Genomic DNA, 18,279 nt, shown 5'->3' with positions numbered 1-18,279 from the left:
CGCCGGTGCGCGCACGAACAGGGTCTCCCGGAACAAGATACGAAGATCGCGCCCATGGGTTCGTAGCCACCCCCGCACAGGACGGGCGGGGGTCGGGGGTCGGGGTCGGGGGTCAGCGCAGCGGCCAGGTGTGGACCGGCTCGCCCTCCTTCATGTACTCGCGGTAGCGCTGGGTCATCGCGGCCAGGGCGGGACGGCGGTCCAGGCCCTGGTCGCGGAGGCGGTGATAGACCTCGGACTGCCATTCGGCGCCATTGGTACGGCGCCGGCAGCGCTCCTCGATGATGCCGAGGTAGCGGTCGCGGTCGACGGGGTCGATGCCCCAGGAGTCGAGGCCGGCGGCGGCCAGCGGCAGCAGCTCGTCGCGGATCAGGTCGGCGGCCGGGACCTCGGCCAGCGCGGAGCCCCTCGGGCGCGGCCAGCGCAGGACGGCGTGGACACCGTCACGGCAGGCGGCGTCGAAGTTGGCGGCGGCCGCGGCGAAGGGCAGCCGGTGCCACAGCGGCCGGGGGGCCTCGGCCAGGGCGCGTACCAGCCCGTAGTAGAAGGCGGCGTTGGCCAGGACGTCGGCGACGGTGGGCCCGGCGGGCATCACCCGGTTCTCCACCCGCAGATGGGGGACGCCGTCCACGACCTCGTAGACCGGCCGGTTCCAGCGGTAGATCGTGCCGTTGTGCAGGGTCAGTTCGCGCAGCCGGGGCACTCCCCCGTCGTCCAGCACCCGCAGCGGGTCCTCGTCGTCGCAGATCGGCAGCAGGGAGGGGAAGTAGCGCACGTTCTCCGCGAACAGGTCGGCCGCGGAGTCGACCCAGCGTTCGCCGAACCAGGTCAGCGGCCGTACGCCCTGGGCCCGCAGCTCCTGCGGGCGGGTGTCGGTGGCCTGCTGGAAGAGCACCGGGCGGGTCTCGCGCCACAGCTCCTTGCCGAACAGGAAGGGCGAGTTGGCGCCCACCGCTATCTGCGGGGCCGATATCGCCTGCGCGGCGTTCCACACGGCGGCGAACCGGCCGGGCGTGACCTGGAGGTGCATCTGCGTCGAGGTGCAGGCCGCCTCGGGGGCGATGGACGCCGAGGTGTAGACGAGGTGTTCGACGCCTTTGATGTCAAGGGTGATGTCCTCGCCGCGCATCGCCAGGATGCGGTCGTTGAGGAGCGTGTAGCGGTCGGCGCGCGAGAGGTTCGCGGAGACCAGGTCCTGCACCTCCAGGGTGGGCAGAATTCCCACCATCACGATGTGCGCGCCCACTTCGCCGGCCATCCGGTCGGCGTAGCCGAGGCCGGTCCGCAGTTCCTCGGCCAGCCGGTCGAGCACCCGGCCGGAAAGCGGGTGGGGCGCGATGTTCACTTCAATATTGAACTGAGCGAGCTCCGTCTGGAAATCGCGGCTCGCGATGCGCTCCAGCACCTCTTCGTTCATCATGCGGGGCAACCCGGCGGAATCCGCGAGATTCAATTCGATCTCCAGGCCCATCAGATTGCGCGGCCGGTCGAATCGTCTCTCCGCCAGCAGTCGCTCGAGGCCCAGCAGACACTGCTGGAGCTTGCGCCGGTACCGTCGTCGGTCGGCCAGGTCGAACGCGTTGGCAACGACCTTCTCCCCCATCCAAGCGTCCTTCCTCGCGCGGGCCCCCACGGGAGGATGCCCACCCAAATGATCGATAACGCCCCCTTCGGCCCGGCGCCCACGCTAGGCTTGCCGTATCGGCCGTCCGAAGCACGTTCCCGGAGCATGTTCCCGTGGCACATTCGTCCAGCACATTCGGCCGCCCACGGGCTCCGTCGTAAACAGTTCGTGAATACGACCGGCGAGTTCCGGACGACCGCGGTTGGCCGATATAGCCACCGCAGGCCCGATAACCTGCGGCGATGGGTCACGCCTCCCTGCGGAAGAAGGCGAATTCTCGCCTTGCGCGTAATACTGGCGGCGAGTAGATGAAACACTGAGCGAACACGCGTCGTATAAACTCCGCGCACAAGGCAAGGTATCCGCCGTCGCGGACGTGCCTGAGCAGCAAAACTCCCCGTGCCGACAGGGCCGTCCGCACCCCGCCCCAGCTCCACTGTGCCCGCACCAACGTGTCTCCCAGTGAGAGGCGACATCATGCCGCTGCTTGTCCCCCCAGCACCCGCTCCAGCCCTGTTGAGCGTCCTGGCCGCGCTCAGTTCCCCCACCGCGGTCCTGGAGACCCGGACCCCGGCGCTGCGCACCGCCGAAGGCCCGCTGGACGCCGAACACCCGCTGCCTGTCCATGTGTTCGAACCGGCCGCCGTGCCGGGCGGTCTGCCCCAGGCGCGACTGATCGGCTGGCGGTTCCATATCAGGGCGGGTGCCCGGGTGGCCGCCGCGGGAGAGACCGTGGTCACCGCGGACGGGTGGGTGTTCTCCCGCTTCTCCGAGGGCCCGTACCTGGTGTCGACCGAGCGGGCCCTGCGCCAGGCGGAGGCGCTTCCGGCCACCTACCAGCCGCATCTGCTCTCGGTGCCCGGTCTGTACATGCTGGCCCTGTGGCTGCACTGCCAGCCGCGTGCGGACGCGGCGACCGTGCAGCCCGACCCGGGTGATCTGCTGATCCCGCTGGCCCCCGCGCCGCCCGGTATCACCTCGCACCGGGTGCACCGGCTGGTGGAGCTGGTGCCGGTGCTGCGCGGACGGCTCGCGCCGCCGCCGCTGGCCGGATCGCCCGCCTGACCGGCCCGCGAAACCTCGTTCCCCGGTGCCCCTCGCCCTCAGCGGGCGGGGGGCACCGCCGTACGTCCGGGCGCCGACGGTGACGCCGACCGCCCGGGTGGGTGACGCCGTGTCCCCCGATCCGGACCGCCTGCGGCAAATCCCTGCGGAACCACTCCGGGAGGGCAACACTGGAACCGGCCGCTCCACTCGCCTCTGGCAGCGAAAGAAAGACACCCCTCACCATGTGCAAGCACCACCCGCAGTGCCCTTCCGCAGCGTGTTCGGACCGTGAGGCCGCCTCCACCGTCGCCCACCACCCGGAGCAGGGCTGGAGCCTGCTGTGCAACGGGGTGCTGCTCTTCGAGGACACGGGAGAGTTGCTGCCCGACGGCCGGATCATCGCCCCGCACCGCCCGCTGGGCAGCGAGCAGGTCACCACCGCGGCCTGAGCGCGGACGACCGCCCGGCCCGGGCGAAGCTCTGGGGGCGGAACGGGCCCGCTAGGGGCGCGAGGAACTGCGCGAGCAACCCCCCACCGGCCGGTGGCCGGAAAACCACCCGAAGGGGCAGCCCCCTGGGGCTGGACACCCGGCCGCAGCCAGTGGCGGGCTGAGCGCGCAGTTCCTCGCGCCCCCAAAGACAGGGGCTGCCCCCTGAGGCCGAGTGCCGGCAACTGGCCGGCGGCGGGCTGAGCGCGCAGTTCCTCGCGCCCCCAAAGACAGGGGCTGCCCCCAAGGCAGATGTCCGGCCACCGGCCGGTGGGCGGCTGAGCGCGCAGTTCCTCGCGCCCCCACGGCGGGCTCAGTGCTCGTAGGCGTCCAGCGGCGGGCAGGAGCAGACGAGGTTGCGGTCACCGAAGGCCCCGTCGATGCGGCGCACCGGCGGCCAGTACTTGTCGGCCGCGGTCACCCCGGCCGGGAAGACCGCGTCCTCGCGGCTGTAGGGGTGCTGCCAGTCGCCGCCCAGCGCCGCCGCGGTGTGCGGGGCGTTGCGCAGCGGGTTGTCGTCCGCGGGCCACTCGCCCGAGCCGACCCGGTCGACCTCGGCGCGGATCGCGATCATCGCCTCGCAGAAACGGTCCAGCTCGGCGAGGTCCTCGCTCTCGGTCGGCTCGATCATCAGGGTGCCGGCCACCGGGAAGGACATGGTCGGCGCGTGGAAGCCGTAGTCGATCAGCCGCTTGGCGATGTCGTCCACGCTGACGCCGGTCTCCTTGGTCAGCGGCCGCAGGTCGATGATGCACTCGTGCGCGACCAGCCCCGCGGGGCCGGTGTAGAGCACCGGGTAGTGCGGCTCCAGCCGCTTGGCGACGTAGTTGGCGCCGAGCACGGCCACCTGGGTGGCCTGCTTGAGCCCTTCGGCACCCATCAGCCGTACGTATGTCCAGGAGATCGGCAGGATGCCCGCCGAGCCCCAGGGCGCCGCCGAGACAGGTCCGACACCGGTCGCCGGGCCCGCGGTGGGCTGGAGCGGGTGGTTGGGCAGATACGGCGCCAGGTGCGCGCGTACGGCGACCGGGCCGACACCGGGACCGCCGCCGCCGTGCGGGATGCAGAAGGTCTTGTGCAGGTTCAGGTGCGAGACGTCCGCGCCGAACCGGCCGGGCCGCGCGAGGCCGACCAGCGCGTTGAGGTTGGCGCCGTCCACGTAGACCTGGCCGCCCGCTTCGTGCACGGCCGCGCAGATGTCGGTGATGTTGTCCTCGAACACGCCGTGCGTGGAGGGGTAGGTGACCATCAGGACGGCCAGGTCGTCGCGGTGCCGGTCGATCTTGGCGTGCAGGTCGTCGACGTCCACGTCGCCGTCCTCGCGGGTCTTGACCACCACGACCTTCATGCCCGCCATGACGGCGCTGGCCGCGTTGGTGCCGTGCGCGGAGGACGGGATCAGGCAGACCGTACGGCCGGTGTCGCCGTTGGCCCGGTGGTAGGCGCGGACCGCCAGCAGCCCGGCCAGCTCGCCCTGGGAGCCGGCGTTGGGCTGGAGGCTGACCTTGTCGTAGCCGGTCAGCTCGGCGAGCTGGTCCTCCAGGCCGTGGATCAGGGCCAGATAGCCCTCGGCCTGCTCGGCGGGCGCGAAGGGGTGCAGCGCGCCGAACTCGGGCCAGGTCACCGGCTCCATCTCGGTGGTCGCGTTGAGCTTCATCGTGCAGGAGCCGAGCGGGATCATGCCGCGGTCCAGCGCGTAGTCGCGGTCGGCGAGCCGCCGCAGGTAGCGCAGCATCGCGGTCTCGCTGCGGTGCTGGTGGAAGACCGGGTGGGTCAGATACGGCTCGGTGCGCAGCAGGGCGGCGGGCAGCGCGTCCTCGGTGGCCGCGTCCAGCGCGTCGATGTCCGCCCGCGCGCCGAAGGCGGCGAGCACGGCGGTCAGCTGCTCCCGGCCGGTGGTCTCGTCGCAGGCGATGCCCACGTGGTCGGCGTCGGTCAGCCGCAGGTTGACGCCCGCCTCGCGGGCGGCTGCCACGACCTCGGCGGCGCGGCCGGGCACCCGGGCGGTCAGCGTGTCGAAGAACTCCCCGTGCGTGATCTCCACCCCGGCCGCGCGCAGCCCGGCGGCCAGCACCGCGGCGTAGCGGTGGGTGCGGCGGGCGATGCCCGCGAGCCCGTCGGGGCCGTGGTAGACCGCGTACATCCCCGCCATCACGGCGAGCAGGACCTGCGCGGTGCAGATGTTGCTGGTGGCCTTCTCCCGGCGGATGTGCTGCTCACGGGTCTGCAGGGCCAGCCGGTACGCCTTGTCGCCGTCGGCGTCGACCGAGACGCCGACCAGCCGCCCGGGCAGATTGCGGGCGTAGGAGTCGCGTACGGCCATGTATCCGGCGTGCGGGCCGCCGAAGCCCATCGGCACGCCGAACCGCTGGGTGGTGCCGACCGCGATGTCCGCGCCCAGGGCGCCGGGCGAGGTGAGCAGGGTGAGCGCCAGCAGGTCGGCGGCCACGGTGACGACCGCGCCGAGTTCGTGCGCCCGCTCGACGACCGGCCGCAGGTCCCGTACGGCCCCGGAGGCGCCCGGGTACTGGAGCAGCACGCCGAAGATCCCGCGCTCGGCGACCTCGGCGGGGATGCCGTCGCTGAGATCGGCGACGACGACCTCGACACCGGTCGGCTCGGCGCGGGTGCCGATGACGGCGAGGGTCTGCGGGAAGATGTCGGCGTCGACCAGGAAGACGCCGTCCTTGACCTTGCCGACGCGGCGGGACAGCGCCATCGCCTCGGCGGCCGCGGTGCTCTCGTCCAGCAGGGAGGCGCCGGAGGTGGGCAGCCCGGTGAGGTCGGCGACGACGGTCTGGAAGTTGAGCAGCGCCTCCAGGCGGCCCTGGGAGATCTCCGGCTGGTACGGGGTGTAGGCCGTGTACCAGGCCGGGTTCTCCATCACGTTGCGCAGGATGACCGGCGGGGTGAAGGTGCCGTGGTAGCCGAGGCCGATCATCGGGGCCAGCACCTGGTTGCGGTCGGCCAGCGCGCGCAGCTCGGCGAGCACGTCGGCCTCGGTGCGGGCGGCGGGCAGCCGCAGCGCCTCGGCGCTCCTGATGGTGTCGGGCACGGCCGCGTCGGTCAGCTCGTCGAGGGAGCCGTAGCCGACCTGGGCGAGCATCTTCGCCCGCGCCTCGGCGTCGGGGCCGATGTGGCGGCGGGCGAAGGGCACGCCGGCTTCGAGCTCGGCGAGGGAAATGCGGCGATCAGTCATCTGCGGAGGCCTCCTGGTCTGACGACCTTCGGGGGTGCCGCGGCGCGGGCACCCTTACGGCCTCCCCCTCTGTCATCAGAACCTGAGAGCTTCACCGCCCCCGGCGGGGAGCGGCTTTCACCGTCGGTGAGGACACGTCCCGGTCGCGGCGCTTCCGGGGCAGGCCCTGCTTTCCAGAGTGACCTCACCCGTGCGGTACGGATGCCTGAGAGATTCCGGGGAGGGATTGCTCCTTCGGCGCCTCCCTCAACGCCTCTCACGGCGCGTTCTCGGAGGACTCTCCCGCATGGGGTCGACAGCCGCTTCCCAGCTTACCAGCGCGCCTGTCGCGCGTTCCCGGCGCGCCGGTTCGGGTCGACACCGCCCCTGATGTGCCTTTTGGTGGTAAGCAGCAGCTGTTGTCGTTGGTTGGAGGGACCGTGCAGACCGACATCGATCCGCGCAGCCTGATCGGCCGCCGGGCCCTGGACCGTGACGGTACGAGGATCGGCACGGTGGACGAGGTGTACCTGGACGACGCGACCGGCGCCCCCGAGTGGGCGGCGGTGCGCACGGGGCTGTTCACCCGGGACGCGTTCGTACCGCTGGAGCCGAGCGAACTGGTGGGCGACGAGCTGCGGGTGCCGTACGAGAAGGCGCTGATCAGGGACGCGCCGGACTTCGGGGTGGGGCGGCATCTGTCGCCCGAGCAGGAGTTGCAGCTCTACCACCACTACGGCATGGACGTGCCCAGGTCGGACGCCGAGTCGCTGCCGCCGTCGGGCAGGGACTTCGGCGAGCTGGCGGGCGGGGACTGACCGCCGCTCGCCGGGACCGATGGGCCGCCCTCCGGTTCCGCCGGAGCCGTGCCCGAGCCCCCGGCCGCAGGTCCGGCGGCTTCGGGGCCCTCCGCCGGGGCCATGAGCGGCAGCGGATCGCTGTGCGCCAGCGCGGGGTCGTCCGTCGCGAAGGTGCGGACGCGACCGGGCACGGTGTCGGTGGGCACCTCGAAGCGGACCGTGACCCGCCCCACCCCGCTGCCCTGGACCCACCCGGCGCCGTACTCCGTATGGGTGATGTCCTGGCCGGGGAGCCAGCGCCCGGCCCGCTCGGCCCGCTCGGAGACCGGGGGCGGGCTGACCGGCAGTTCCTCGGGCCGCTCGGCGCCCTCCCCGGGCTCTCCCGCGCTCTGGGCGAAAAGGTCCTCCTGGGTGAAGTCCGCGAGCCCGGCGACGCCGACCCCGAGCAGCCGTACGCCGCCGGTCGTGTCGACGGACTCGGCGAGCCTGCGGGCGGTCTCGCGGACCACGGCGGGGTCGTCGGTGGGGGCCCGCAGCGTCTCGGAGCGGGTGAGGGTCGAGAAGTCGTATCTGCGCACCTTGACCACCACGGTCCGCCCGGAGCGGCCGGCCCCGCGCAGCCGCTGCGCGCAGCGCTCGGCGAGCCGGTCGATCTCGTAGCGGACATGGGCGCGGTCGGTGAGGTCGCTGTCGAAGGTGTCCTCGACGGAGATGGACTTCACGTCCCGGTCGGCGACCACCGGCCGGTTGTCGAGGCCGGCCGCCATCGCGTACAGGGAGGCGCCGTGGGCCTTGCCCAGCAGCCGGACCAGCTCGGGCTCCCCCGCCTGCGCGATCTCGGCGACGGTGGCGATACCGGCCCTGCGCAGATGGTCGGCGGTCGCCGGGCCGACACCCCACAGGGCGCGGACCGGCAGCGGGTCGAGTAAAGCGCGCTCGGTGCCGGGCTCGATCACCACCAGGCCGTCGGGCTTGGCCTTCTCCGAGGCGAGTTTGGCCAGCAGCTTGGAGGCCGCGAGGCCGACGGAGGCGGTGAGCCCGGTGGCGGCCCTGATGTCGGCGCGCAGCCGCTCGGCGACGGCGGGCGGGTCGGCGCCGCGCCCGCCGGCCTCCAGGTCGACGAACGCCTCGTCCACGCTCAGCGGCTCCACCAGCGGCGACAGCCGGCCGAGCAGACCCATCACGATCTCGCTGACCTGCCGGTAGATGCCGAAGCGCGGGATCAGATAGGCGGCGTTGGGGCTGAGCCTGCGGGCATGGGCCATGGCCATCGCGGAGTGGACGCCGTGCACGCGTGCCTCATAGGACGCGGTCGACACGACGCCGCGGGGCCCGAGGCCGCCGACCACCACCGGCTTGCCCCGCAGGCTCGGCTTGGACGCCTGCTCGACCGCGGCGAAGAACGCGTCCATGTCCAGATGCAGGATCGTCGGCGTACTTCTCACACCATCGATCGTGCCGCACGGCACCGACAATCACCGTACACGTGTACGGAGTGGCGACCTGGAGGGTCAGACCGCCCGGTTGCGCCGCCGGGCCAGCTCGTCGGCCGGGTTGTGGCCCACCAGGGTCTCCCCGGTGTCGACCCGCTCGCCGTGCATCTCGGACAGGGCGCTCTCCACGTCCCGCCAGACCACGCCCACCGCGATGCCGAAGATGCCCTGCCCGCCCTGGAGCAGGTCGACCACCTCGTCGGGCGAGGTGCACTCGTAGACGGTGGCGCCGTCGCTCATCAGCGTCATCCGGGCCAGCTCGGCCGGGCCCACGGACCGCAGGTGCTGTACGGCCGTCCGGATGTTCTGGAGGGACACGCCGGTGTCCAGCAGCCGCTTGACGATCTTCAGCACGACGACGTCGGGGAAGCTGTAGAGCCGCTGGGTGCCCGAGCCGTACGCGGGCCGCACGCTCGGCTCGACCAGGCCGGTACGGGCCCAGTAGTCGAGCTGGCGGTAGGTGATGCCGGTCGCCGCGCAGGCCGCCGGCCCGCGGTATCCGACCTGCTCGGCCGACGGATCGGCGACGGGCGCGGCCGCCGCCTCGGCGGCGGTGCGGGCCAGGGTCCCCTGGGTCGGATACGGGCCGCCGGTCGCCAAACCGTCGCCGGTGCTTCTCACGCAGCCCTCCGTCCCTTCACATCCGGTGGCCGTGTGCACGTGCCACCGGACTTTCCCTCCCGACGGTAGGCAGTCGTCAGGGGTGCGTCAACGATCGCCACACTCGGCACGCCGAGTGAAATTCACCCCAGGAGTGGTTTCATCTGACCGCAGCCCGGGAACGGCACTTCGAATGGTCTCAACTGAGCAACCTTGCTCCCCGCATCAGGCCGCGCAAGGCCCTCGGCCGACCGCCGCCGAGCGGCTCTCCGATCGGCCGAACGGGTTACTGGTTGCTGGTGCCGAAGTCCTCCGGAGAGATCTGGTCGAGGAATTCGCGGAACTTCTCGACCTCGTCCTCCTGCTCGTCCGGGATCGCGATCCCCGCGTCGTCCAGCACACCGTCGCTGCCGTAGATCGGCGTTCCGGTGCGCAGCGCCAGCGCTATGGCGTCGGACGGGCGGGCACTGACCTCGACCCCACTGGCGAAGACCAGCTCCGCGTAGAAGACGCCGTCGCGCAGATCGGTGATCCGCACCTCGGTGAGGGTCTGCCCCACCGCTTCGAGCACGTCCTTGAAGAGGTCATGAGTCAGCGGTCGCGCAGGCGTCATGCCCTGCTGCGCGAAGGCGATGGCCGTGGCCTCTCCCGGCCCGATCCAGATGGGCAGGTACCGGTCGCCTCCCACTTCACGCAGGAGCACGATCGGTTGGTTGGAGGGCATTTCGACCCGGACACCCACAACGTCGAGCTCGTTCACACAGCAACCCTAGGCCGTGCCCGCCGGGTTTGGGTAGTCGGGCACTCCCCGGCCCGGCCCGCCGGCCCCGCCGGACCCGGCGATTTCCCCGTCAGCGCAGGCGAAGCCGCAGTGCGGACCGCATCAGCGCGGCATGCAGCCGAACGGAGAGCGAGGCCAGTTCCCTGGCGGTGACCTCGGCGTGGGTACGGGTCTGGGGGTTGCGGTGCCTGCGCAGCGGCGCCACCACCTGCTCCACCAGGCCCGCCTCCCGCTCGGCCGCGGCCTTCACGGCCCGCAGATGGCGCGGTTCGAGGCCGAACCGGCCCAGGTCCACGATCAGCCGCGCGATGGTCAGCGTCTCGGCGTCGAAGCCGCCGTCCCGGCCCGCCTCGACCAGGCCGTACGACTCCCACTCCGCCAGAGCGGCGCTGTCGGCCCCGGTGGCGGCCAGCAGCTCCTCCCGGCCGATCCGGACCTCCGCGGGCGCCTCGGGCTCCTCGGAGCCGTCCAGGGGCTCTCTGGCCTCCGCGGGCCCTGGCAGCGCGACCTGCTCACCGCGGTCCAGGGCGTCCAGGTGCTCCCTGATCACCCGCAGCGGCAGATAGTGGTCGCGCTGCACCCGCAGCACGTACGCCAGCCGCTCCACGTCCTTGGCGCCGAACTTGCGGTAGCCCGAAGGAGTGCGCTGCGGGTCCACCAGCCCCTCCGCCTCCAGGAAGCGGATCTTGGAGATGGTGACCTCGGGGAACTCGTCCTGGAGCCTGCCCAGCACCGCGCCGATGCTGAGCAGGGCGCCGTCGTCGTCGACAGCGGCGGCAACGGTGGCGGTGCCGTCCCCGGCACCGCCTGACGTTCTCGGCATGAACACCTTCCCTGGGGTCCCCGCGAAGGGGGGTCAGACCCCCCGCAGGCTCGCGTAGAAGACCAACCGGTACTTGCCGATCTGCACCTCGTCGCCGTTGGACAGCCGCACGGCGTCGATCCGCTCCCGGTTGACGTAGGTGCCGTTGAGGCTGCCGACGTCGGAGACGGTGAAGCCGCCGTCCTGGCCGCGCCGGAACTCCACATGGCGGCGGGAGACGGTCACGTCGTCCAGGAAGATGTCGCTCTGCGGGTGACGCCCGGCCGTGGTCAGCTCACCGTCCAGCAGGAAGCGGCTGCCGGAGTTCGGACCCCGGCGCACCACCAGCAGCGCGGAGCCGATCGGCAGCGCGTCCACGGCGGCCTGGGCCTCCTGGGACAGCGACGGCATCTGCGTCTGGCCGGTGGCCTCCGCGTCGTACGCCTCCAGGCCGGAGATCGAGATCGTCGAGGTGGTCTCGGACGGGCGCTCGAAGGCCCCACCCGCTCCGGCGCCCCGCAGCGGCGCGCCGCAGTTGTTGCAGAAACGGCTCGCCGCCGCGTTGGTGTGACCGCACCTGCTGCATACCGGCAAGTCGGACCCTCCACCCGTGGTCGGGGTCGCTGATTCCCCGAAACCTATGCGGGCGGCCGAAGCGGGGTCAACAGACGCCACGCCGGGCGTGCCGGAGTTGCCGCCGGCGGGGCCCTGCGGATCGGCCCTGAACAGCGGGCGGTCCGCGCTCTGCTCCTCCTCCGGTGCGTTCCGGGGCGCGCGATGGCGCGCCGTGGCCGGGTCACCCGACTGACGCGCGCTCTTGCCGAACAACTTCCCAAACAACTTCACGGGCGATTCCCCTTGAAAGAAGCAGACCCGCCCGTGGGGCAGGACGAACTCTCGCTACACACAGTTTCCACTACACGACACCCCACTGATGCCCGACCCCCCGCCTCACTGGGATGACCGAGCGTAGTCAGGCTGCTTCGGCGGCCGCAAGGCGTCCACGACGATCTTCTGCGACCTGACGACATCCGCCGTGGCCTGCTCCTTCTGCAGCGTCTGCACCACCCCGCCGGGGATGTTGAGCGCCGGTTCCAGATCGGGCGGATTGCCGATGACCTTGAACTCGTACGGCTGCGACACATGGTGCCCGTCGATCAGCACGCCGTCCGTACCCTCCGTGAAATACGTGTCCGCGGCCACCCGGACGTCATTGATCTGGATCGCCTCGGCGCCGGCCGCCCTCAGCTCCTGGAGGGTATCGAGGAGTGAGTCGGCCTCGACACCACCGTGCGGGTCCTTGATCGTCAAAGTGATGCCGGGACCCTCCGCGGGCACCGTACCGGCCAGCACACCCAGCTCCTGGGCCTTCTGCCGGGTCTGTTTGAGCGCCTCGGCGGCCTGGTCGGAACTGGTCTCCAGCTGCGAGCGCTGGTTCTCCAGGCCGCGTTTCTCGTCCTGGAGGCGCTGGCCCCGGTTGTCCAGCTCCGTGAGGATACGGACCAGGTCCTCCTGGCGGGCGCCGCGCAGGGCGCCGCCGTTGTCGCTGGTGGACCTCACCTGGATGGCCAGGCCGAGGCCCAGCACGAACAGCAGCAGCGCCACGATCAGCTGGGCCCTGGACAGCCGCGGCGGCCAGAGCCCAGCCAGCAGCCGCTGCCGCCCGGTGAGCGGCGCCTCGGCGTCCCGCGGAGCCCCGGTGTCCTCGGTGGGCGGGCCGGCCGCGGAGGCGTCCTCGCGGTCCCGCCCTCCGTGCTCCGCCGGGTGCTCCCGCTCCGGGCGGTTCTCGTGCTCGTCGCTCATACGGTCGTCACGCCCGGAAGACATGCCGGCGGATGGCGGCGGCGTTGGAGAAGATCCGGATGCCCAGGACGACGACCACACCGGTCGACAGCTGCGCGCCCACACCGAGCTTGTCGCCGAGGAAGACGATGAGCGCCGCCACGACCACGTTGGACAGGAAGGAGACCACGAAGACCTTGTCGTCGAAGATCCCGTCGAGCATGGCCCGCAGGCCGCCGAAGACGGCGTCGAGCGCGGCGACCACGGCGATCGGCAGGTAGGGCTCGACTCCGGAGGGCACCACGGGGCGCACCACGAGTCCGACCACGACCCCCACGACGAGGCCCAGTACGGCGATCACTTCTCATCCCTTCCCGTTCCCGGAGCTGTCCGCCTTGTCCCTGGCGGCGCCCGGCTTCTCCCCTGCGGTGTCCGGCTTGGCGTACCGCACGATCAGGCTGGGCGCGGCGGAGAGCTCGACCTCGTCCTGGACGCTGACGCTCGCCCGGATCCCGTAGTTCTCCCGCAGAACGCGCAGATACTGGCCGTCCGCGCTGTTCTGGAATGCCGTGCTCAACCGCTTCCCGTCCCCGATCGCCAGCACCGTGTACGGCGGTGCCAGCGGTTTGTTGTCGACCAGTATGGCGTCACCGGCGGCCCGGATCGCCGAGAGTTCGGTCAACCGCTCCCCGTTGACACTGATCGCCTCCGCGCCGCAGGCCCACAGGCCGTTCACCACGCGCTGCATGTCACGGTCGCGGACCCGGCCGGTGTCCGAGAAGCCGCTGCTCGACCGGGGGCCGCTGGAGCCGCCCTGGCTGGCTTCCCTGGCGTCGTCCACGACCAGCTTGACCCCGGGCCCGTGGACGGGGGTGGCGGCGGCCAGCAGCTCCAGCAGTCCGTTGCCGTCGCCGCCGTGCTGGCGCAGCGCGGCCCGCTGAGCGGCGGAGACGGTCTCGCGCAGCGAGTCGACGCTCTTCTGCAGCGCGTCCGCGTCCTTGGTCTCGCTCTGGACCCGGTCGATGAGCTTCTGCCGCTCCTTGGCCGCGGTGGGCGCCGACGCCTTCGTCTGGGCGGCGCCCACCGTCACCACTATCGCGGCCAGGACCAGGCCGGCCGCCAGCCCCAGCTTGCCGCTGAGCGCCTTCGGCAGCCGGGACGTGCCGACCTCACCGCGGCGGGCGGCGGCCTCCGCGTAGCCCTCGTCCAGGCTGTGTTCCATGACGTTGGTGAGCAGCGACATCGAGGCGTCGGGACGCCGCGGAGCAGCCCCGGTGACGGGACTGCTCCGATCGGGTCGCTGCGGCATGCCGCACATCGTCGCACGTCGGGGCCGTCACACTCGAATGGCCCCCTCGTGGCGCGCCGTTCGGCCGTACGTTCAGCGTCCGGCGCTCTCCACCACCTCTGACCAGTCGTCCAGCAGTGCCTGCGCGGAGGCGTCGTCCGGCCCCTCCGCCCACAGGTGGGTGACGGCCTCGGCCGGGTCGGGCAGGACCATCACCCAGCGCCCGTCGGCCTCCACGACCCGCACGCCGTCCGTGGTGTCCACCGAGCGGTCCCCGGCCTCCTCGACCACCCGGCGCATCACGGAGCCCTTCACCGCCCACGGCGTCGGCACGTCCCGCTTGAGGACGTGCGCCCGCGGAATGCGGGCGTCGATCTGGCTGAGAGTGAGCTGTGTCCTGGCCACCAGGCCGATCAGCCGTACGAACGCCGCCGATCCGTCGAACACGCTGCTGAACTCGGGCACGATGAAGCCGCCGCGCCCGTCGCCGCCGAAGATCGTGCCCTCGTCCCGGCCCACCCGGGTCAGGTCGTCGGGCGAGGTCGTCGTCCAGGTGACCTGGGTGCCGTGGTACGCGGCCACCTGCTCACCGATCCGGGTCGTGGTCACCGGCAGCGCCACCCGCCCGCTGCGGCGCTCGGCCGCGACCAGGTCGAGCAGCACCAGCAGCGCCCGGTCGTCCTCGACGATCCGGCCCCGCTCGTCCACCAGCGACATCCGCTCGCCGACCGGGTCGAACCGCACACCGAACGCGGCCCGCGCGGACGAGACGATCTCCCCGAGCCGTACGAGTCCGGCCCGGCGGCTCTCCTCCGTCTCCGTGGGGCGGGCCTCGTCGAGGCCGGGGTTGATGGTGAGCGCGTCCACGCCGAGCCGGCCGAGCAGGCTGGGCAGCACCAGGCCCGCGCTGCCGTTCGCCGCGTCCACGACCACCTTCAGACCGGACTCGGCGATCCCGGAGATGTCCACGGCCCGCAGCAGCGCGCCCGTGTAGGAGTCGAAGACGGTGGCCGGGAATCGCAGGTCGCCGATCTCACCGGGGAACGCCCGGCGGAACTCCTGGCGGGCGAAGACCCGGTCCAGCTTGCGCTGGGCGGCACCCGACAGATCGGCGCCGCGCTCGTCGAAGAACATGATGTCGAGCGAGTCCGGGCGGCCGGGAGATGTCCGGATCATGATGCCGCCCGCACTCCCCCGCGCGGTCTGCTGCCGCGCGACGGGCATCGGTACGTTCTCCAGGTCCCGCACGTCGATCGCGCTGGTCTGGAGCGCGGAGATCACCGCGCGTTTGAGCGCGCGGGCGCCGCGGGAGTGGTCGCGGGCGGTGGTGACCGTCGCGCCCTTCTTGAGCGTGGTGGCATACGCGCCCGCCAGCCTTACGGCCAGCTCCGGGGTGATCTCCACGTTCAGAATTCCGCTGACGCCACGGGCGCCGAACAGATGTGCCTGCCCGCGGGACTCCCAGATGACCGAGGTGTTGACGAACGCGCCGGCCTCGACCGTCTTGAACGGATACACCCGGACGGTGCCCGCGATGATCGATTCCTCACCGATCAGGCACTCGTCGCCGATGATCGCGCCTTCGTCGATCCGTGCGGCCCGCATGACATCGGTGTTCTTGCCGATCACACAGCCGCGGAGATTGGTCTGCGGACCGATGTATACATTGTCGGCGATCACGGCCTTGTGCAGAAAAGCCCCGGACTTGACGACCACATTGGAGCCGATGACCGTGTGCTCACGGATTTCGGCGCCGGCCTCGACCTTCGCGTAGTCACCGATGAAGAGCGGACCGCGCAGGATGGCGTCGGGGTGGACCTCGGCGCCTTCGGCGACCCAGACTCCGGGCGAGATCTCAAATCCGTCGATGTCGACGTCGACCTTGCCTTCGAGCACATCGGCCTGGGCCTTCACATAGCTCTCGTGCGTGCCGACGTCCTCCCAGTAGCCCTCGGCGATGAAGCCGAAAACCGGCTTGCCCTCCTTCATCAACTGCGGGAAGACATCACCGGACCAGTCGACGGGCACATCGGGCTCGACGTAATTGAAGACCTCGGGCTCCATCACATAGATGCCGGTGTTCACCGTGTCCGAGAACACCTGGCCCCACGTGGGCTTCTCCAGGAACCGTTCGACCTTGCCCTCGTCGTCGACGATGGTGATACCGAACTCCAGCGGATTGGGCACTCGGGTCAGGCAGACCGTGACCAGCGCGCCCTTTTCCTTGTGGAACTCGATCAGCTCGGTCAGATCGAAATCGGTGAGGGCATCACCCGAGATGACCAGGAAGGAGTCGTCCTTCAACGCCTCCTCGGCGTTCTTGACGCTTCCGGCTGTACCGAGCGGCTTTTCCTCGTTGGCGTATGTGAGCTCCATTCCGAAATCCTCGCCGTCCCCGAAATAATTCTTCACCAGGGAGGCGAGAAACTGAACGGTCACCACGGTCTCGGTGAGCCCGTGCCGCTTCAGAAGCGTCAGTACGTGCTGCATGATGGGGCGATTCACCACCGGCAGCAGCGGCTTGGGCATGCTCGACGTCATTGGGCGAAGGCGGGTACCTTCGCCGCCGGCCATAACAACCGCCTTCATGTCGGAAACATCCTCCTCGTCGAGTCTCAGTCAGGAGTGGTGTCCGCCCTCACCAGTCGACGGACCTGCACCACATAGAGGATTCCTGCCCACCAGTACAGGGTTGTACCCCATCCGGTGAAGGCCCAGCCGAAAACAGATGCCAGGGTGGCAAGCCATCCGCTGCTGTCGCTCAGCAACAGCAGCGGAAAGGCGTACATGAGGTTGAAGGTAGCCGCTTTCCCGATGAAGTTCACCTGGGGAGGGCCGTAACGGTGCCTCCGCAGAATCAGCAGCATCACAGCCATCATCGCCTCCCTCGCGAGCAGGAGCGCGGTGATCCACAGCGGGAGGATGTCCCGCCAGGTGAGACCCACCAGGGTGGAGAGCACATACAGCCGGTCCGCGGCCGGGTCGAGCAGCCGGCCCAGGTTGCTGATCTGATTCCAGCGCCGGGCCAGTTTGCCGTCGAGGTAGTCGCTCACCCCGCTGAACGCCAGCACCAGCAGCGCCCAGCCGTCGACCTTGGGACCGCCGAACTCGGGCCACAGAATCAGCCACAGGAACACGGGAACGCCCACCAGGCGCGCCATACTCAGGAGGTTGGGGATCGTGAAGATCCGATCCGTTTGCACCCGTGTCTCCTGGACCTCCACCGGGTCCCCTCCTGATGTATCTACGTACGGACGTTGCGGAGCGACTCTACCCCAAGCACAAAAAAGGCCCGGCCTCGGATACGAAATCCGAGGCCGGGCCTCCAATAATTGTTCGGCGGTGTCCTACTCTCCCACAGGGTCCCCCCTGCAGTACCATCGGCGCTGAAAGGCTTAGCTTCCGGGTTCGGAATGTAACCGGGCGTTTCCCTAACGCTATGACCACCGAAACACCATGAAACACACACCACACACCCCTACCTAAAGGGATGTGTGTGGTGGCTGGTTGTTTCAGAACCACACAGTGGACGCGAGCAACTGAGGACAAGCCCTCGGCCTATTAGTACCGGTCAGCTCCACCCCTTACAGGGCTTCCACATCCGGCCTATCAACCCAGTCGTCTACTGGGAGCCTTACCCCATCAAGTGGGTGGGAGCCCTCATCTCGAAGCAGGCTTCCCGCTTAGATGCTTTCAGCGGTTATCCCTCCCGAACGTAGCCAACCAGCCATGCCCTTGGCAGGACAACTGGCACACCAGAGGTTCGTCCGTCCCGGTCCTCTCGTACTAGGGACAGCCCTTCTCAAGACTCCAACGCGCACAGCGGATAGGGACCGAACTGTCTCACGACGTTCTAAACCCAGCTCGCGTACCGCTTTAATGGGCGAACAGCCCAACCCTTGGGACCGACTCCAGCCCCAGGATGCGACGAGCCGACATCGAGGTGCCAAACCATCCCGTCGATATGGACTCTTGGGGAAGATCAGCCTGTTATCCCCGGGGTACCTTTTATCCGTTGAGCGACGGCGCTTCCACAAGCCACCGCCGGATCACTAGTCCCTACTTTCGTACCTGCTCGACCCGTCAGTCTCACAGTCAAGCTCCCTTGTGCACTTACACTCAACACCTGATTGCCAACCAGGCTGAGGGAACCTTTGGGCGCCTCCGTTACCCTTTAGGAGGCAACCGCCCCAGTTAAACTACCCACCAGACACTGTCCCTGATCCGGATCACGGACCGAGGTTAGACATCCAGCACGACCAGAGTGGTATTTCAACGACGACTCCACCACGGCTGGCGCCGCGATATCAAAGTCTCCCACCTATCCTACACAAGCCGAACCGAACACCAATATCAAGCTATAGTAAAGGTCCCGGGGTCTTTCCGTCCTGCTGCG

The 18,279-nt window shown here is 70.1% G+C and carries 15 protein-coding genes, 2 rRNA genes and 1 riboswitch (1 of these 18 only partly in view); of the genes, 3 read left to right on the top strand and 14 right to left on the bottom strand.

Going from position 1 to position 18,279, the window contains the following annotated elements:
• Positions 1-112: 112 nt before the first annotated feature.
• Positions 113-1,603 (bottom strand): glutamate--cysteine ligase, encoded by a 1,491-nt coding sequence (locus OHA30_RS31875; RefSeq protein WP_328917329.1) that lies wholly within the window; start codon positions 1,601-1,603, stop codon positions 113-115.
• 498 nt (positions 1,604-2,101) lie between these two features.
• Here OHA30_RS31875 and OHA30_RS31870 point away from each other — a divergent pair, with 498 nt between their 5' ends.
• On the top strand, positions 2,102-2,689 hold the full coding sequence (locus OHA30_RS31870; protein ID WP_328917328.1) for a hypothetical protein: 588 nt from the start codon (positions 2,102-2,104) through the stop codon (positions 2,687-2,689).
• A 224-nt stretch (positions 2,690-2,913) separates the two neighbouring features.
• Positions 2,914-3,120 (top strand): DUF5999 family protein, encoded by a 207-nt coding sequence (locus OHA30_RS31865; protein ID WP_328917327.1) that lies wholly within the window; start codon positions 2,914-2,916, stop codon positions 3,118-3,120.
• A 352-nt stretch (positions 3,121-3,472) separates the two neighbouring features.
• Here the strand turns inward: OHA30_RS31865 and gcvP are convergent, their stop codons facing one another.
• Positions 3,473-6,358, bottom strand: a complete 2,886-nt coding sequence (gcvP, locus tag OHA30_RS31860; protein ID WP_328917326.1) for an aminomethyl-transferring glycine dehydrogenase — start codon at positions 6,356-6,358, stop codon at positions 3,473-3,475.
• Between the two features lie 183 nt (positions 6,359-6,541).
• Positions 6,542-6,653: riboswitch (glycine riboswitch) on the bottom strand.
• A 124-nt stretch (positions 6,654-6,777) separates the two neighbouring features.
• Here gcvP and OHA30_RS31855 point away from each other — a divergent pair.
• A complete protein-coding gene (locus tag OHA30_RS31855; protein WP_328917325.1) occupies positions 6,778-7,155 on the top strand; it encodes a PRC-barrel domain-containing protein in 378 nt (125 codons plus the stop codon).
• Here the strand turns inward: OHA30_RS31855 and OHA30_RS31850 are convergent.
• The 12 genes from OHA30_RS31850 to OHA30_RS31795 form a co-directional block, all read right to left on the bottom strand.
• Positions 7,071-8,582: a DNA polymerase IV gene (locus tag OHA30_RS31850; RefSeq protein ID WP_328917324.1), complete on the bottom strand. Its 1,512-nt coding sequence runs from the start codon at positions 8,580-8,582 to the stop codon at positions 7,071-7,073. The genes OHA30_RS31855 and OHA30_RS31850 overlap by 85 nt on opposite strands.
• Positions 8,583-8,648: 66 nt before the next feature.
• Positions 8,649-9,251, bottom strand: coding sequence for a MerR family transcriptional regulator (locus OHA30_RS31845; protein ID WP_405784935.1), 603 nt, complete (start codon positions 9,249-9,251; stop codon positions 8,649-8,651).
• Between the two features lie 265 nt (positions 9,252-9,516).
• Entirely contained in the window at positions 9,517-9,990 is a 474-nt protein-coding gene (locus OHA30_RS31840) for a bifunctional nuclease family protein (protein WP_093716750.1), read from the bottom strand.
• A 91-nt stretch (positions 9,991-10,081) separates the two neighbouring features.
• Positions 10,082-10,834 carry a transcriptional regulator FtsR gene (ftsR, locus tag OHA30_RS31835; RefSeq protein ID WP_328917323.1) on the bottom strand — a complete coding sequence of 251 codons (753 nt, stop codon included), beginning with the start codon at positions 10,832-10,834 and terminating at the stop codon, positions 10,082-10,084.
• Between the two features lie 33 nt (positions 10,835-10,867).
• A complete protein-coding gene (locus tag OHA30_RS31830) occupies positions 10,868-11,407 on the bottom strand; it encodes an FHA domain-containing protein (protein ID WP_328917322.1) in 540 nt (179 codons plus the stop codon).
• Between the two features lie 357 nt (positions 11,408-11,764).
• Positions 11,765-12,616, bottom strand: a complete 852-nt coding sequence (locus tag OHA30_RS31825; RefSeq protein WP_328917321.1) for a DUF881 domain-containing protein — start codon at positions 12,614-12,616, stop codon at positions 11,765-11,767.
• A 7-nt stretch (positions 12,617-12,623) separates the two neighbouring features.
• Complete coding sequence (locus OHA30_RS31820; protein WP_202237672.1) at positions 12,624-12,956, bottom strand: small basic family protein; 333 nt, start codon at positions 12,954-12,956, stop codon at positions 12,624-12,626.
• A 3-nt stretch (positions 12,957-12,959) separates the two neighbouring features.
• Positions 12,960-13,913, bottom strand: a complete 954-nt coding sequence (locus OHA30_RS31815) for a DUF881 domain-containing protein (RefSeq protein WP_328917320.1) — start codon at positions 13,911-13,913, stop codon at positions 12,960-12,962.
• A gap of 63 nt (positions 13,914-13,976) precedes the next feature.
• Positions 13,977-16,472 (bottom strand): mannose-1-phosphate guanyltransferase, encoded by a 2,496-nt coding sequence (locus OHA30_RS31810; protein ID WP_328917319.1) that lies wholly within the window; start codon positions 16,470-16,472, stop codon positions 13,977-13,979.
• A 26-nt stretch (positions 16,473-16,498) separates the two neighbouring features.
• Positions 16,499-17,107 carry a CDP-alcohol phosphatidyltransferase family protein gene (locus OHA30_RS31805; protein ID WP_328917318.1) on the bottom strand — a complete coding sequence of 203 codons (609 nt, stop codon included), beginning with the start codon at positions 17,105-17,107 and terminating at the stop codon, positions 16,499-16,501.
• A 110-nt stretch (positions 17,108-17,217) separates the two neighbouring features.
• Positions 17,218-17,334, bottom strand: a 5S ribosomal RNA gene (gene rrf, locus OHA30_RS31800).
• Positions 17,335-17,424: 90 nt separating this feature from the next.
• A 23S ribosomal RNA gene (locus tag OHA30_RS31795) occupies positions 17,425-18,279 on the bottom strand; it runs 2,272 nt beyond the window's last position.

The sequence above is a fragment of the Streptomyces sp. NBC_00223 genome (assembly GCF_036199905.1).
GTDB lineage: Bacteria > Actinomycetota > Actinomycetes > Streptomycetales > Streptomycetaceae > Actinacidiphila.
This window is presented reverse-complemented; position numbering and strand designations above follow the sequence as displayed.